Source organism: Clostridium chromiireducens, from assembly GCF_003575225.1.
Taxonomy (GTDB): Bacteria; Bacillota; Clostridia; order Clostridiales; family Clostridiaceae; genus Clostridium; species Clostridium chromiireducens.
Window position 1 is genome coordinate 70,864 of sequence record NZ_QXDJ01000010.1, and the last position, 15,537, is coordinate 86,400.

Consider the following 15,537-nt stretch of genomic DNA (forward strand, 5'->3'; position numbering starts at 1 on the left):
AAGGAGAGGCGCAGATTAGCTTCTCCTTGATACTTATTTGACGTTTGGGGGAGAAAAATGAGGATAGTATTATTTGAGATATTTGGGATACAAGTAAAAAGTTATGGACTAATGATAGCAATCGGTATAATAGTCGCGGCAGCATTATTTATAAATAAAGGGAAAAAGAAAGGCTTCGATGAAGATTCCCTATTAAACTTAATTATTTTTGCTGTACTAGGCGGAATGCTTGGAGGGAAAGGGCTATTTATATTAACTGAAATAAAAGATATTATTAAAGAACCAAGTATATTACTTAATTTTGGATATGGTTTTGTAGTTTATGGTGCGATTGCTGGTGGGGCCTTAGCTATGTATTTATATTCTAAGAAAAAAGGTTGGAATATAGCTGAAATGCTAGATATGACTGTTCCAGGACTTGCAATAGCACAAGGATTTGGAAGAATAGGATGCTTTTTTGCAGGGTGTTGTTATGGAGCTGAAACCTCATTGCCAATAGGCGTTGCATTTCCTAAAGGATCTCTTGCGCCAGCAGGTGTACATTTGCACCCAACACAAATTTATTCTTCAATTTTTGATTTTTCATTAGGATTTCTGCTATTATATTATAGTAGAAAAGAGAGACAAACTGGTAAAGTCACGGGATTATATTTAATAATATATAGTATAGGAAGATTTTTAGTTGAGTTTTTAAGAGATGATCCAAGAGGGAATGTTGGCATTCTTTCAACATCTCAATTTATTGCAATATTTACTTTAGTGCTTGGATTTATGGTTTTTAATAATGGCAAGATTTTTAAAGGAGCGAAGAAAAATATTGAAGAATAATAAGTTTTTAATTGTTTTATCTATATTATTATGCATAGGTACAATGTTATCAGGATGTACTTTTATTAATGATATGGAAGTTAAAATGAATCTTAAAAATGAACAATTTGAATACATAAAGCAGAATAAGGTAGATAAAATTGTTATACAAAATGTAAGAGATAGTGGATTTAGGTTTGTTGTGACAGATAGTAAGGCAATAGAAGATATTTATAAACTTTTATCAGAAGGTAGCGAAGTTTCAAAAAAGAGTTCCCTTGATCCAGACTATATTTTTGAAATATATATCGGAGAGGAAGTAAAAAAATATCAATATGTAGTTGGCGCTAATGAACGTGGTGCAGGAAATTTTTATGATGATAATAAAGCTTTTTCAGTACCAAAGAATTTAGAAAATACTATAATGCAGAACTTATCATTTATAAGAAAACCAAGAGATTTTGAATATATATACTATCAATCAATATTAAAGGTTATTGAGAGTAAAAAAAATAATTTAGCTGGCGGGAATAAGGTTGGGGTAGATATAGGTAGCGACACAGACTGTTTAAAATATATATTCTCTGTAGATTTAGAAGAATTTAAGAAGAACTTAAATGAAGTATTACCTGATATTAACATTGTTAATAATAACTATGAAGACTTTGATACAATAATTAAAGTTAAGAATAGAGGATATAATAGCACAACTTTTAAAACATTAATAACTATAGATGATAAAAAGAATAAATCATTTGAAAATTATTATATATCAGCAGAATATAATTATAAGGATTGGGACATTAAAATAAGTGAACCAAATAAAGTACCACAAGATTGGTAAGGAATTAAGGAGGACGTGCGATGAGTTGCGAAGATTGTAAGAGTAAGGATACCTGTAAGTCTAAAGGAGAAGGGTGTAAAGAAGAAAGCCTAAAATTAGCTTCTAGATATGGAAGTATTAAAAATATCATAGGAGTTATAAGTGGAAAAGGTGGAGTAGGTAAGTCAACTGTCACAGGAATAATGGCAGCAATGTTGGCCAAAAAAGGATATAAAGTAGGTGTGTTGGATGCAGATATTACAGGGCCATCTATGCCAAGATTCTTCGGGATTAATAATAAGAGAGCAAAAATAATTCCGTTAGAGAATGATATGGTAAAATTTGAACCAGTAGAAACAGATAGTGGAATAAAGATAATTTCAATGAACCTTTTAACAGCTGTGGAAGATGAGCCAGTTATTTGGAGGGGACCAGTGATTACAGGAGTATTGAAGCAAATGTTTGTAGAAACTAATTGGGGTGAACTTGATTATTTGCTAATCGATATGCCGCCAGGAACTGGAGATATAGCTTTAACAGTTATGCAGGAGTTTCCAATAAATGAAATAGTAATAGTTTCAACTCCTCAAGATATGGTATCTATGATTGTTAAAAAAGTAGTTATAATGGCTCAAAAAATAGGTGTAAAGATTAAAGGCGTCGTAGAAAATATGGCGTATATAAATTGTCCTGATTGTGACAAGAAGATAAGAGTGTTTAGTAGAAAATCTTCAGAAGAAAATGCTGATTATTTAGGGATTCCATTGATAGGTGAATTACCTATTAATATTGACCTTACAGAAGCGCTAGAAGAAGGAAGAGCTGAAGAATATGTTAAAGAAGATCCTTTATATGCATTGATCTTTGAAGGGTTATATTAAGTTAAATGATTACGAGTTTTAATTATTATTTAAAAATATTCTGATATACATACATAACTTATATTTCTTGGGAAATAATAAGTTATGTAATTTTATATTAGAGGAGATGAAGTAATTATGACACCAAAAGTAGATAAAGATACATGCATAGCATGTGGATTATGTCCTTCTATATGTCCAGAATGTTTTCAAATGGAAGATGATGGTAAAGCTGGAGCTGTAGTTGATGAAGTTCCAGAAGGTTGCGTTGATGAAGCAAAAGAAGCAGAAGAAAGCTGTCCAGTAGATGCAATTGCAATAGAAGAGTAGAATTTAATTGCAAAACAGGATAACAGAGGAACTCTAAAATAGAATTTGTATATTGTATAAAGATGGGATTGATTTTGTTTTTCACAACATCAATCCTATCTTTATTTATTAATAAATTAAGTAAAGACATATAATCTACTTAATTTGTCTGATAATTATAAACAGTCAATTGAGTTATATATATTAGATTTACTACTCTTATTATGGTTTGTTGTATAATTTTGACCAGTTTTATTTAAGTTTATTGTATGATGAGGAATAGACATATAGGGTAAGTTATTTATGGGAATAGTATATATATCATCATTACTATTTATTATGGTAGCATCTCTATAAGTTAAATCTAATATGAAATCCTTCATTAAAATACATCCTTTCAATAAGTTTAATTTTTTATATTATTCACATATACAAATATAAGTATTCACATAAAGGATTTTTTAAATAAAAAAGACGAGCTTTTAATCTCGTTCTTTTTATAAATTAATCAATTTTTTCAACAATGAATCCTACGAGTCCTGGACCGGTATGAACTCCTAGAGCAGGTCCTATTGAGCCACCTAAAGTACATTCTACTATATTAGGAAGATGTTTTATAGTATCATAAAGCATCTCAGCCTTATCAGGAGCGTTTCCATCTAAAATCCAAACTTTACACTTACTAATTGATAGGTGCTCTGATAATAAACTTGTTAAACGAGATATGCATTGCTTTATTCCTCTGGCCTTGCAAACTGTATGATATATTCCATCGCTACCCACAGTTATAATAGGCTTAAGGTTTAAAGCATCAGCTATTGTTCCAGAAACCTTGCCTATTCTACCACCCTTAATTAAATATTCCAATGTGTCTATTGTGAAAAATACATCTATCTTATCTCTAAAAACTGGTAATTTATTTATAATATAATCAAAAGATTTGCCTTCTTTAATTAAATTTGCCGTTTCAATAACCATAGCTCCTTCTGACATAGTTAAAGTCATAGAGTCAAACACGAAGGTTTTTATATCAGAAACATTATCAGCTGCAAGCCTTGCGGAATTATAGGAGCCAGAAAGATTGCTTGATATAGTAATTATAATTGCATGAGTAAATCCTTTAGATTTTACCTCTTCTAGAGCTGCTGTGAATTTTTCAACACTAGGTAAAGAAGTTGTTGGAATTTCTCTAGGTAAAGATTCATAAAGCATTGTAGGAGTTATATCTATACCATCATCGTACTCTCTGTCTGAAAAAATAATTTTAAATGGTATTATTTTAATATTATTTTTTTGTGCAAAATCAGTATTTAAATCAGAAGCACTATCTGTTATTAATGCAATCTTATCCATTTTAGTTCCTCCTAAAATATATTATCTTAATTTAATTATAGCACCATTTGTAAAAAATGTATTTTTTTATTAGTGTGTGCAGATTATTTTGTATAAACAATAAATTTTTAATATAAAATAAAAGAAGAGAATTACATAGAATATAGTAAGAGACAACATTAGAAGATATTCATAATAAGTCAACTATAGAAAAGTTGCAAAAATCAGCCTAATCGAAAGATAATTGGATATAACTTGGGATAATTAAAATCTAGTAGCTTAAAAATAAAAAATTAGAAGTATTGCTAAGGAATATCTTATACAGTATAATAATACGGTAGTAATTATACTATATATTGTGCCATGGAGGGAATAATAATGCTATATGTTGTGAAACGCGACGGGAGAGAGGTTGAATTCAATTCAGACAAAATAGCCCAAGCAATTAAAGGATCAGCTAATGAAATCGGTTTAAATTTAAGAGAAAGTCAGGTATTAGATACTGTACATAAAGTTATCACATATATTGAATCAGAGTATAAAAGAACGATAACTGTGGAACAGATACAAAATTTTGTAGAAGAAGCATTAAAGGATGAGGGACACAAAGATATAGCAGTAGCTTATTCATCATACAGAAGAGAGAGAACAAAGGTAAGAGAAATAAAATCAGATTTAATGAGAGCTATAAGGCAAATTGGAATTGAAACTGATAGAGATAACGCAAATGTAGGGAATAATTTTAGTTCTAAACTATTGAGAATCGCATCTGAATCAAATAAGTGGAATACCTTAGCTATAATGCCAAAGAATTTGGCAAGGGCGCATGAAACAGGTGATTTATATTATCATGATCTAGATAGCTACAATTTAACTGTAAATTGTTTGCATATTCCAACTAAGGAAATTTTGGAAAATGGATTTAACACTGGATATGGAACAATTAATGCTCCTAGAAGAATAGAAACAGCTGCTGAATTATCATGTATATTATTACAATCAACTCAAAATGATATGTTTGGTGGGCAATCGCATCCAGATTTTGATAATGATATGGCTATATTTGTAGATCCTACTAGAGATGAAATTAGAAAAGAATTAGAAGAATTAGAAATACCAGAAAATAAAATAGAACAGCTAATTGAAAAAAAAGTGAGAAAAAAAGTTCAACAAGCCATGCAAGGTGTTGTATATAATCTTAACACAATGCATTCACGAGCAGGTTCACAAGTTCCATTCAGTTCTATTAATATTGGATTACCTACAAGTGAAGATGCGGCACTTGTATGCGAAGTTTTCCTTTTAGAATATGAAAAGGGATTAGGAAAAGGAGAACAGCCTATTTTCCCTAACATAATATTTAGAGTTAAGGAAGGCGTTAATAGGGAAGAAAATGATCCATATTTCTACTTATACAAATTAGCGTGTAGAGTAGCATCAAAGAGAATGAATCCGACATTTATGAATATTGATGCAGATTTTAACAAGGAATATTATGACCAAGGGTATGTTCCTGCAACAATGGGATGTAGAACGTATCTTATGAAAAATATTAATGGTGAGCCAGGTTGCAAAGGTAGAGGAAACATAGCACCAACAACTCTTAATCTCCCAAGAATAGGGCTCCAGGCTAAAGGTGATATAAATAAATTCTTTGAAATACTAGATTCTAGAATGGAATTAGCTAAGGAATCTTTGATGCATAGATATGAAGTGCTAAAAGGCTTAAGAGTTAAAGACTTACCTTTTGTCGCAGGTCAAGGACTTATGAAGGGTGCTGAGAATTTAGGGCCTGATGATTCTATTGAACCAATATTAAAGCAAGGCACTTGGGGGATTGGATTTATAGGAATAGCTGAGACCTTAGTAGCTTTAATTGGTAAACATCATGGTGAAGATAGTGAAGCAAGGGCTTTAGGGGTAAGAATTATTGAACATATAAGACAGTACTGTGACAGACTTACAGAAGAATATAAATTAAACTGGAGCTGTTATGCTACTCCGGCAGAAGGTCTTTCAGGTAAATTTATAAAGCAAGATCAAAAGATATTTGGAATAATAAAAGGTGTAACAGATAAAGAATATTACACAAATAGTTATCATGTACCAGTATCACATCCAATATCTATTAAAGAAAAGATTGATATTGAAGCTCCATATCACAAATTGTGTAATGGAGGTCACATTAGTTACTTAGAGGTTGATGATACACCAGATGCAGAAACAGTAATGGATATAATAAATTATGCATATAAGAATACAAATATAAGCTATGTCGGGGTTAATTTCCATATAAGATATTGTAGAGAATGTGGAACTTATCTTCATAATAATGAAAATAAATGTCCAAAATGCGCAAGTCAAGATATACAAGGAATATCAAGAGTTACAGGATATTTAAGTTTAGACGAAAGATTTGGCGCAGGAAAGTACCATGAAAGAGAAGATAGAATATCTCATACAGGAGATCATGGACATCATTATTAATATATAATTAATAATCTATAGACTATGTTAAGATGAAAGTAAATTTAAGTTACTTAAGCATTTTAACATAGTTTTTTATATTTACGCATGAAAATTTAATATATATGACATGTAAGTAAAATATTGAAACTATGGATGTAACTATTTGGTATAAAATCTAAATAAAAGGCGTAAATTTGTTAGAAGAGTAAAAGTTTGATTTCTTGAAGTATTGCAATATTTGAAAAAAAACTTGCAATAATAGGTGTAATTTCATATTAAATCAGTTGTTTTTTAAAATAACGTGAAGGAGAGAGTGTAATACGCTGCAAAAAAAGAAAATAAATCTTGTGCAAATTTGCTTATCTATGATATTATAAATATACATGAAAATGTTAATTTATTAAAAATATTGCTTTAAGCTATAAGTTAAATAATATATAATGGGGGGATTGCAATGGCAGTTAGTAATTTAAAAACTAACAAAAAAGTTTCTATAGTAGATACTACTCTTAGAGATGGTGAGCAAACAGCAGGGGTAGTTTTTGCTAATGAAGAAAAAATAGTAATAGCACAAATGCTAAGTGACTTAGGTGTTGATCAATTAGAAGTGGGAATTCCAACAATGGGTGGGGACGAAAAGAAGGCTATAAAAGAAATTGTAAAAAGAAATTTAAAATCTAGCATTATGGCATGGAATAGAGCTGTAGTTAGCGATATAGAACAATCGATAGATTGCGGAGTTGATGCAGTTGCTATATCAATATCAGTATCAGATATACACATTCAGCATAAGCTTAAAACATCTAGAGAATGGGTATTGGAAAGCATGGTTAAGTCTGTAGAATTTGCAAAGAAGAATGGTCTTTATGTATCTGTTAATGGGGAAGATGCATCTAGAGCAGATAAAGACTTTTTAGTTGAATATATTAATGCAGCTAAGCAAGCAGGTGCAGATAGATTTAGATATTGTGATACTGTAGGAATTATGGAGCCATTTAAAATTAGAGATGATATTAAATATATATATGATAAAACAGGATTTGATATAGAAATGCACACTCATGATGACTTTGGAATGGCAACAGCTAATGCTGTAGCAGGCATTAAGGGTGGAGCATCGCATGTTGGAGTAACTGTAAATGGTCTTGGAGAAAGAGCGGGTAATGCGGCATTAGAAGAAGTTATAATGGCATTAATGCTTGTTTACGGATATAATGGTGATGGAATAAATACTCAAATGTTTAGAGAAGTATCACAATATGTATCAAGAGCATCAGGAAGAGAACTTCCAATATGGAAAGCTATTGTTGGAACGAATATGTTCGCACATGAATCAGGAATTCATGCAGATGGAGCAATAAAGGATCCTAAAAACTACGAAGCGTTTGATCCAGATATAGTTGGACTTGAAAGACAGATTGTAATAGGTAAACACTCTGGAAGAGCTTCGGTAATAAATAAGTTTAAAGAATATAATAGAGTACTTACAGAAGATGAAGCAAGTGGAATATTAGAACTTGTAAGATCTACCTCAGTTAGATTAAAAAGATCTTTATTTGATAAAGAAGTAGTTCAATTATATAATGAATATCATAGACAATTAGAAGAAAATAAGCAATAGAAGCAGGAGGAATAAAAAGTGGGCGATAATTTAGTTTATAAGATTTTAAAGAGTCATGTTGTTGAAGGTGAATTAAAAGCAGGGGAACCAATAGCGTTAAAAATTGACCAAACATTAACTCAAGATTCAACAGGAACAATGGCATATCTTCAATTAGAAGCTATGGGAATAGATAGAGTGAAGACTAAGAAATCAGTGGCATTTATAGATCATAATATGTTACAACAAGGGTTTGAAAATGCAGATGATCATAAATTTATTCAAACAGTTGCATCTAAATATGGAGTGTATTTTTCAAAACCAGGTAATGGAATATGCCATCAAATATTCTTAGAAAGATTCTCAACACCAGGAGATACATTAATAGGATCTGATAGCCATACACCAACAGCAGGTGGTGTTGGTATGCTTGCCATGGGTGCAGGTGGATTAGACGTTGCTCTTGCTATGGGAGGCGGAGCTTATAACATTAATACTCCAAAGGTAGTAAAGATTGAACTTACTGGAAAATTAAATAAGATGGTAGCAGCTAAAGATGTTATTCTTGAAGTTTTAAGAGTATTAACTGTTAAAGGTGGAGTAGGTAAAGTTTTTGAATATGCTGGTGAAGGCGTTAAAACACTTTCAGTTCCAGAAAGAGCTACTATAACTAATATGGGAGCTGAACTTGGAGCTACAACTTCAATTTTCCCAAGTGATGAAAGAACTTTAGAATTCTTTAAAGCTCAAGGAAGAGAAGAAAATTGGATGGAATTTAAACCAGATGCAGATGCTGTATATGATGAAGTAGTAACTATTAATTTAAGTGAATTAACTCCACTTACAGCTAAGCCACACAGCCCAGATAATGTAGCTAAGGTTAGTGAAGTGGGTAAGATTAAAGTTGATCAAGTAGTTATAGGAAGTTGTACTAACTCTTCTTATGAAGATTTAATGAAGGTTGCTAAGATATTAAAAGGTAAAAAAGTGCATCCAGATGTTAGCTTAGTAATAGGACCAGGATCAAGACAGGTTATGGAAATGATAGCTAGAAATGGTGCCTTAGCAGATATAATCAGCTCAGGAGCAAGAATACTTGAGAATGGTTGTGGACCATGTATTGGTATGGGTCAATCACCTGGAACTGATGCAATTTCACTTAGAACTGTAAATAGAAATTTCTATGGTAGAAGTGGAACATTATCAGCACAAATATATATAGTAAGTCCCGAGACTGCAGCAGTTTCAGCTATAAATGGAGTTTTAACTGATCCAAGAGAAATGGATGTAGATTTAACAATAGATATGCCTAAGGAATTCTTAATAGATGATTCAATGATCTTAGCACCAGCATCAACTAATGCTGAGGTTGAAGTTGTTAGAGGACCAAATATTAAGCCATTCCCAGTAAGCAAGCCATTAGGTGAAGAAATAGATGGTAAAGTATTAATAAAGGTTGAGGATAATATTACAACTGACCATATTATGCCTTCAAACTCAAAGTTATTACCATTTAGATCAAACATACCTTATCTTGCAGAATTCTGCTTCAACACAGTAGATACAGAATTCCCTAAGAGAGCTCAAGAATACAATGGTGGATTTATAATTGCTGGAGGAAACTACGGTCAAGGTTCAAGTAGAGAGCATGCTGCACTTGCACCATTATACTTAGGAGTTAAAGCAGTTATAGCTAAATCATTTGCAAGAATTCATAAAGCTAACTTAATTAACAATGGAATAGTTCCAATGGAATTTAAGAATGAAGCTGATTATGACAAAATTGATTTAGTTGATGACTTGAAGATGGAAGATATCAAAGCTGCGTTAGAATCAGGAGTAGTTAAAGTTAAGAACTTAACTAAAGGAACTGAATTTGAGGCAACAGTTGATTTAACAGAAAAAGAAATCGCGGTTATTAAAGAAGGCGGAAGACTTAACTACGTTAAAGCAAATAGCTAATTTAAAGTATACAATAATAGCTGAATTAAGAAATTTATTTTAGGGCACAAGAATTCATATACAATTAGGATTCTTGTGCCCTTCTTATATAAAACGAATGTATTTTAAACCTGATTTAATTTGATATGTCAAATATCAAAGTTATTAGAAATTGTAAATATAGTTGAAATTAAGTTATAATTGATAAATAAAAAGGATATAAAAGATTTAGAAATTAGTTTAGAAAGAAGTGCATTAAAATGGAGAAAACAATAAGATTATCTGGAATAGCATATGAGAGTTTGGTTAATGGGCCTGGTATGAGAAGAGTATTCTTTGCACAAGGCTGTAAACATAACTGCAAGGGGTGTTTTAATCCAGATACTCACGATTTTGATGGAGGAGACGAGAAAAATATAGATGAATTGATTAATGATACTTTACAAAATCCGATTATAAAGGGTGTTACATTTAGTGGCGGAGATCCGTGGGAACAGGCTGATAAATTCGCATATATGGCAAAAGAGTTTAAAAATAAGGGCTTAAATATTTGGAGTTATACAGGGTATACTTACGAATATATTATTGGAAGTATAGATAGTAGACTAGGTTGGAGAGATTTATTAAATAATATTGATGTTCTTGTAGATGGAAGGTTTGAGGAAGGGAAGATGCTAGATGGACTTAAATTTAGAGGATCTACAAATCAGAGAATAATAGACGTAAAAGAGAGTTTAAAATTGAAAGAAATTATAGTCTTGAATTATTAGTAAACAATATTTATAAATTATCCACAAAATTGATTAATAGTATTAAAATCTGTGGATAAAAATTAGAGTTTGTGGATAAATATTTAATAAAAAGAACAAAGATATCACAATATAAATATAAGTTATATTGAAAGTTAGGTGATTAAGCTTTGATTTTAGATAAAGAATTTTATAAACAAGGTGCGCTAAGTTTAGCAAAGGAACTTCTAGGTAAAGTTGTCGTGAGAACTGTTGATAATGTCACTCTAAGAGCTAAAATTGTTGAGACGGAAGCCTACATAGGAGAAATAGATAAAGCATCTCATGCTTATAATAATAGAAGAACAGAAAGAACAGAACCACTCTTTAAAGAGGGAGGTATTGCATACGTATTTTTTATTTATGGGAAATATCATTGCTTCAATGTTATAAGTGGACTTGAAAATAAAGGTGAGGGCGTTTTAATAAGAGCATTTGAACCGTTGAATGAATTTGATTATCTAGCAAAAAAAAGATTTAATGAAAGTTATGAGAAATTATCAGAGACTAAGAAAAGAGCAATTTCAAATGGCCCATCAAAATTATGTATGGCTTTTTCTATAGATAAATCAGAAAATTATAAGAAACTCTATGAAAAAGGAGATTTATATATAGAGGATGTAAAAATTGAAAAATTTGAAATAGCAGAGACAAAAAGGATTGGAATCGATTATGCGGAAGAAGCTATAGATTTTCCGTGGAGATTTTATATAAGGGGAAATAAATATATTTCTAAAAAATAAGTAACCGAAATAACAGCTATAATGCAATTATTTACTTAGGAGGTATAAGGTGTAATGATTCTAATATGCGGTCTCTTAAATAACATGATATTACATATATAATGTTAATATTAGTACATCTAATGCGGTAAAAAATAATAAATGAAAAATACTGATAAAATATAAAGTAAGAATAGGGCTTATCAGTATTTTTTTAACGAATTTAATAAAGAGAAAGTTAAGAAATAGTAATTACTTACTTATCATTTTTGTCAGTATCAGTAAGCTTATCTGAAATAATAAATCTTGGTCTTCTTTTAGTCTCATTATATATTTTTCCAATATATTCGCCTATAACGCCTAAGGATAGAAGCTGTATTCCTCCTAGCATCCAAATTGACAGAGTTAAAGAAGTCCAACCAGTAACTGTTCTACCCATGAAATTAACTATCAAGGAGTATAATAGGGCCGCGCCTCCAATAATAAATATAGCGAAACCAATGCCAGCTATTATTCTTATTGGTTTTATACTAAGGGATGTGATTCCATCTAATGCGAATGCAACCATTTTTTTTAGTGGATATTTAGATTCACCGGCAAATCTCTCGTGACGCTCATATTCAACAATTGAGTATTTATAACCAATCAAAGGAACCATTCCTCTAAGAAATAAGTTAACTTCTTTATATTCACTTAATCCCTCTAAAGCGCGTTTACTCATAAGACGATAATCTGCATGATTATAGACCATATCAACACCAAGAGTACGCATTAACTTATAAAAGGTTAATGCAGTTACTTTTTTAAAAAATGTATCGGTTTCTCTTGATGACCTTACGCCATAAACAATGTCTGAGCCGTTATAATACTGTTCGACGAATTTACCTATAACATTAATATCGTCTTGCAGATCTGCATCTAATGATATGGTCATATCTGAATATTCTTTAGCTGTCATAAGTCCTGCAAGCAAAGCGTTTTGGTGGCCTCTATTTCTTGATAAATTGATGCCTGAAATTGTATTATTTCTTTCATGGAGATCTTGAATTATACTCCAAGTTTTATCCTTTGAACCATCATTGACAAAAAGTATCTTACTTTTACAAGAAATTAATTGTCTTTCAATCATATTATTGATCTTTTCAAGTAATCTTCCAGCAGTTTCTTGTAAAACTTCTTCTTCGTTGTAACAGGGAATAACAAGGTATAGTATATCTTTCATAAATTTCCTCCGGTAGACCGTTATATTAAGAATATGCTATAGCTCATACTTTATACTTGTTATTACTGTTGAAATCTCATCTATTAAATTAACTTCTTTATTAATCATATTTGAATCAGTACTCCTAAGTATTTTTACAATAGGTCTTAGCGGGAAATTTGGAAGCGTTTCTTGTACTACCGCTATGTCACCAGTACTAAGTTCAACTAAAGTTCCCTTAGAGAAGGGAATCACAATTTTGCAAAAAGTAATTACTATATCATAATCAAATATTTTACCCGCATTTGACATTAAATATTCTAAAACGTCGCTAGGAAACATTGCCTTTTTATTTGGTCTGCCCGAAGATAATTCATCATATGCATTAGCGATGCTAACAATTTTACTTAAAATATTTATTTCACCATTTGTTAAACCATTAGGATATCCTAACCCGTCGCATCTTTCATGATGTTGAAGTGCTATTACCTTACTATGAGCACTCAAGTTATAGGAGTCAGATAAATACTTATATCCTAAAGTAGAGTGTTGTTTTAAGATTAGAGTTTCTTCAGGTGTTAATTCCTCTTCCTTCATAAGGATTTCCTTAGGGATAAATGATTTACCCACATCGTGTAGTAAAGCACCAATACAAAGGTGCTGTAGCTGCTTTTTAGGAAGTTTTAAGGTAATACCAATAATAAGTGATATTACAGCAACATTTACAGAGTGTGAATATATATAGTTATCCATGCTTCTTATATCAACTAATGAAAGTAGGATATTTCTATTACTTAGTATGTTTTCTATTAAATTTTCAGCCATATTTTCAATATTCTCAAAATAAACAGTTTCCTTTTTGGAAAATTTATCAGCAACAGTAAGTCTATTTATGTTCGAGAAAGCTTCTTTTATAGTTATAATTGCTTTTTGTCTTAACTCGGGTTTTATAATATCTTCAATTTCTTCAGAACTATATTCATCAATTATATATATTGATAGAATATTTATATTCTTTATTTTCGATATAACTCCTTCACTTAGAGTTACACCTTCCCTTACTAAAACTCTACCGTCAGAATCATATAATGTTTTACCAATAATTGAATTTGGTTTTACACATTCAATTGGAACTAATCTCATTGCTATCGTCTCCTCAATTGTTTGGTTATAGTACAATTTACAACATAATTCGCAGTTTATATTCTTAATATAATAGTAGTATATCAGTAAAGTTATCCCATTTATAGTACTATAGGAAAAAATATATAAATATTTATGTAATATATTGTAATATTGTATGGAAAAATTAATGATACGAATAATTATAATTATTGAATGAGATTTAGGAGGAGACAGAAATAAGAATTGAATTCACTTATAGTAAGGTAAGCAAAGTTTTGAGGATTTTATTTTTTATGTAAATTTCTAATTTTTTATACTGTTTAAGTTAATAAATTTGTTACTTGATGTTTAAATTATGTTATAATATTATAGATTACAAATAAAAATATCAAAAGGGGGCTTTTTTCAAATGTCAAGAGTTTATAATTTTTCAGCTGGACCAGCTGTATTGCCAGAAGAGGTTCTTAAAGAAGCAGCAGAAGAAATGTTAGATTATGCTGGTACTGGTATGTCAGTTATGGAGATGAGTCATCGTTCTAAAGCTTTTGAGGGGATTATTACAGAAGCAGAACAATCGTTGAGAGAATTAATGAATATTCCAGACAACTACAAGGTATTATTTCTTCAAGGTGGGGCATCACAACAATTTGCAATGATTCCAATGAACTTAATGAAAAATAAAGTTGCAGATCATATTGTTACAGGGCAATGGGCTAAGAAAGCAGCATCGGAAGGGAAAATATATGGAAAAGTTAATATCTTAGCTTCTTCAGAGGATAAAACTTTCTCATATATACCAGATCTAAAGGATTTAAAGATTTCTGAGGATGCTGATTACGTGTATATATGCCATAACAATACCATATACGGAACAAAGTATAACGATCTTCCAGAAGTAGGGGACAAGGTGTTAGTAGCAGATATGTCATCAGATTTCTTATCTGAACCAGTGGATGTATCAAAGTATGGATTAATTTTTGCAGGAGCTCAAAAGAATGTAGGACCTGCTGGAGTTGTTGTAGTAATAATTCGTGAAGATTTAATTACAGACGATGTATTGCCAGGTACTCCAACAATGTTGAAATATAAGATTCATGCTGATAATAAATCATTATATAATACACCACCAGCATATGGAATTTACATATGTGGAAAAGTATTTAAATGGCTTCAAGATAAAGGTGGATTAGAAGCAATGAAGAATATTAATGAAGAAAAAGCTGCTATATTATACAATTATCTTGATTCAAGTAATATGTTCAAAGGAACTGTTGTAAAGAAGGATCGTTCTTTAATGAATGTACCATTTGTAACTGGTTCAGATGAATTAGATGCTAAGTTCGTTAAGGAAGCTAAAGCAGCTGGATTTGAAAACTTAAAGGGACACAGATCTGTTGGTGGTATGAGAGCAAGTATATATAATGCTATGCCAATAGATGGTGTTAAAGCTTTAGTTGAATTTATGAAGAAATTCGAAGAAGAAAATAAATAATAAAGTTAATATAATATAAAGGGGGAATCGATAGATTTCCCCTTTTAGATTGCCTTAACTACGTATGG

At 30.8% G+C, this 15,537-nt stretch carries 14 protein-coding genes; 10 read left to right on the plus strand and 4 right to left on the minus strand.

Translation table 11 applies throughout. The features are described from left to right. The first annotated feature begins 57 nt into the window (after positions 1–57). The 4 genes from D2A34_RS25255 to D2A34_RS25270 all read left to right on the plus strand — a co-directional run bounded on the left by D2A34_RS25255 (position 58) and on the right by D2A34_RS25270 (position 2,820). A complete protein-coding gene (locus D2A34_RS25255) occupies positions 58–828 on the plus strand; it encodes a prolipoprotein diacylglyceryl transferase (RefSeq protein ID WP_079438567.1) in 771 nt (256 codons plus the stop codon). After that, positions 818–1,651, plus strand: coding sequence for a YhfM domain-containing protein (locus D2A34_RS25260; RefSeq protein WP_119368255.1), 834 nt, complete (start codon positions 818–820; stop codon positions 1,649–1,651). The genes D2A34_RS25255 and D2A34_RS25260 overlap by 11 nt, the downstream gene beginning before the upstream one ends. 20 nt (positions 1,652–1,671) lie before the next feature. After that, complete coding sequence (locus tag D2A34_RS25265) at positions 1,672–2,511, plus strand: Mrp/NBP35 family ATP-binding protein (protein ID WP_079438569.1); 840 nt, start codon at positions 1,672–1,674, stop codon at positions 2,509–2,511. Positions 2,512–2,628: 117 nt separating this feature from the next. Beyond that, the gene (locus D2A34_RS25270) at positions 2,629–2,820 is read left to right on the plus strand and encodes a ferredoxin (RefSeq protein ID WP_079438570.1); all 192 of its coding nucleotides are present in this window, start codon (positions 2,629–2,631) and stop codon (positions 2,818–2,820) included. Positions 2,821–2,975: 155 nt separating this feature from the next. On the opposite strand, the gene D2A34_RS25275 is transcribed toward D2A34_RS25270, so the two are convergent. After that, positions 2,976–3,182: a hypothetical protein gene (locus D2A34_RS25275; protein ID WP_079438571.1), complete on the minus strand. Its 207-nt coding sequence runs from the start codon at positions 3,180–3,182 to the stop codon at positions 2,976–2,978. 121 nt (positions 3,183–3,303) lie between these two features. Beyond that, on the minus strand, positions 3,304–4,152 hold the full coding sequence (locus D2A34_RS25280; protein WP_119368256.1) for a DegV family protein: 849 nt from the start codon (positions 4,150–4,152) through the stop codon (positions 3,304–3,306). Positions 4,153–4,509: 357 nt separating this feature from the next. Between D2A34_RS25280 and D2A34_RS25285 the strand changes: the two genes are divergently transcribed. The 5 genes from D2A34_RS25285 to D2A34_RS25305 all read left to right on the plus strand — a co-directional run bounded on the left by D2A34_RS25285 (position 4,510) and on the right by D2A34_RS25305 (position 11,672). Then, positions 4,510–6,618, plus strand: coding sequence for an anaerobic ribonucleoside triphosphate reductase (locus D2A34_RS25285; RefSeq protein WP_119368257.1), 2,109 nt, complete (start codon positions 4,510–4,512; stop codon positions 6,616–6,618). A gap of 436 nt (positions 6,619–7,054) precedes the next feature. Further along, the gene (nifV, locus tag D2A34_RS25290; protein WP_079438574.1) at positions 7,055–8,221 is read left to right on the plus strand and encodes a homocitrate synthase; all 1,167 of its coding nucleotides are present in this window, start codon (positions 7,055–7,057) and stop codon (positions 8,219–8,221) included. A gap of 18 nt (positions 8,222–8,239) precedes the next feature. Beyond that, positions 8,240–10,162, plus strand: coding sequence for an aconitate hydratase (locus D2A34_RS25295; RefSeq protein WP_079438575.1), 1,923 nt, complete (start codon positions 8,240–8,242; stop codon positions 10,160–10,162). A 239-nt stretch (positions 10,163–10,401) separates the two neighbouring features. Next, on the plus strand, positions 10,402–10,911 hold the full coding sequence (gene nrdG, locus D2A34_RS25300; RefSeq protein ID WP_079438576.1) for an anaerobic ribonucleoside-triphosphate reductase activating protein: 510 nt from the start codon (positions 10,402–10,404) through the stop codon (positions 10,909–10,911). A 149-nt stretch (positions 10,912–11,060) separates the two neighbouring features. Further along, complete coding sequence (locus tag D2A34_RS25305; RefSeq protein WP_079438577.1) at positions 11,061–11,672, plus strand: DNA-3-methyladenine glycosylase; 612 nt, start codon at positions 11,061–11,063, stop codon at positions 11,670–11,672. Between the two features lie 235 nt (positions 11,673–11,907). Here the strand turns inward: D2A34_RS25305 and D2A34_RS25310 are convergent, their stop codons facing one another. Then, complete coding sequence (locus tag D2A34_RS25310; protein WP_079438578.1) at positions 11,908–12,873, minus strand: glycosyltransferase family 2 protein; 966 nt, start codon at positions 12,871–12,873, stop codon at positions 11,908–11,910. A 36-nt stretch (positions 12,874–12,909) separates the two neighbouring features. Then, the gene (locus D2A34_RS25315) at positions 12,910–13,995 is read right to left on the minus strand and encodes an HD-GYP domain-containing protein (protein WP_079438579.1); all 1,086 of its coding nucleotides are present in this window, start codon (positions 13,993–13,995) and stop codon (positions 12,910–12,912) included. 391 nt (positions 13,996–14,386) lie between these two features. On the opposite strand from D2A34_RS25315, the gene serC reads away from it, so the two are divergent. Further along, entirely contained in the window at positions 14,387–15,469 is a 1,083-nt protein-coding gene (gene serC, locus D2A34_RS25320; RefSeq protein ID WP_079438580.1) for a 3-phosphoserine/phosphohydroxythreonine transaminase, read from the plus strand. Positions 15,470–15,537 lie beyond the last annotated feature (68 nt).

Coding starts and splice junctions, on each gene's coding strand:
- D2A34_RS25255 (WP_079438567.1), top strand. CDS start 58: ATGAGGATAGTATTATTTGAGATATTTGGGATACAAGTAAAAAGTTAT.
- serC (WP_079438580.1), top strand. CDS start 14,387: ATGTCAAGAGTTTATAATTTTTCAGCTGGACCAGCTGTATTGCCAGAA.
- nrdG (WP_079438576.1), top strand. CDS start 10,402: ATGGAGAAAACAATAAGATTATCTGGAATAGCATATGAGAGTTTGGTT.
- D2A34_RS25270 (WP_079438570.1), top strand. CDS start 2,629: ATGACACCAAAAGTAGATAAAGATACATGCATAGCATGTGGATTATGT.
- nifV (WP_079438574.1), top strand. CDS start 7,055: ATGGCAGTTAGTAATTTAAAAACTAACAAAAAAGTTTCTATAGTAGAT.
- D2A34_RS25280 (WP_119368256.1), bottom strand. CDS start 4,152: ATGGATAAGATTGCATTAATAACAGATAGTGCTTCTGATTTAAATACT.
- D2A34_RS25310 (WP_079438578.1), bottom strand. CDS start 12,873: ATGAAAGATATACTATACCTTGTTATTCCCTGTTACAACGAAGAAGAA.
- D2A34_RS25275 (WP_079438571.1), bottom strand. CDS start 3,182: ATGAAGGATTTCATATTAGATTTAACTTATAGAGATGCTACCATAATA.
- D2A34_RS25315 (WP_079438579.1), bottom strand. CDS start 13,995: ATGAGATTAGTTCCAATTGAATGTGTAAAACCAAATTCAATTATTGGT.
- D2A34_RS25285 (WP_119368257.1), top strand. CDS start 4,510: ATGCTATATGTTGTGAAACGCGACGGGAGAGAGGTTGAATTCAATTCA.
- D2A34_RS25265 (WP_079438569.1), top strand. CDS start 1,672: ATGAGTTGCGAAGATTGTAAGAGTAAGGATACCTGTAAGTCTAAAGGA.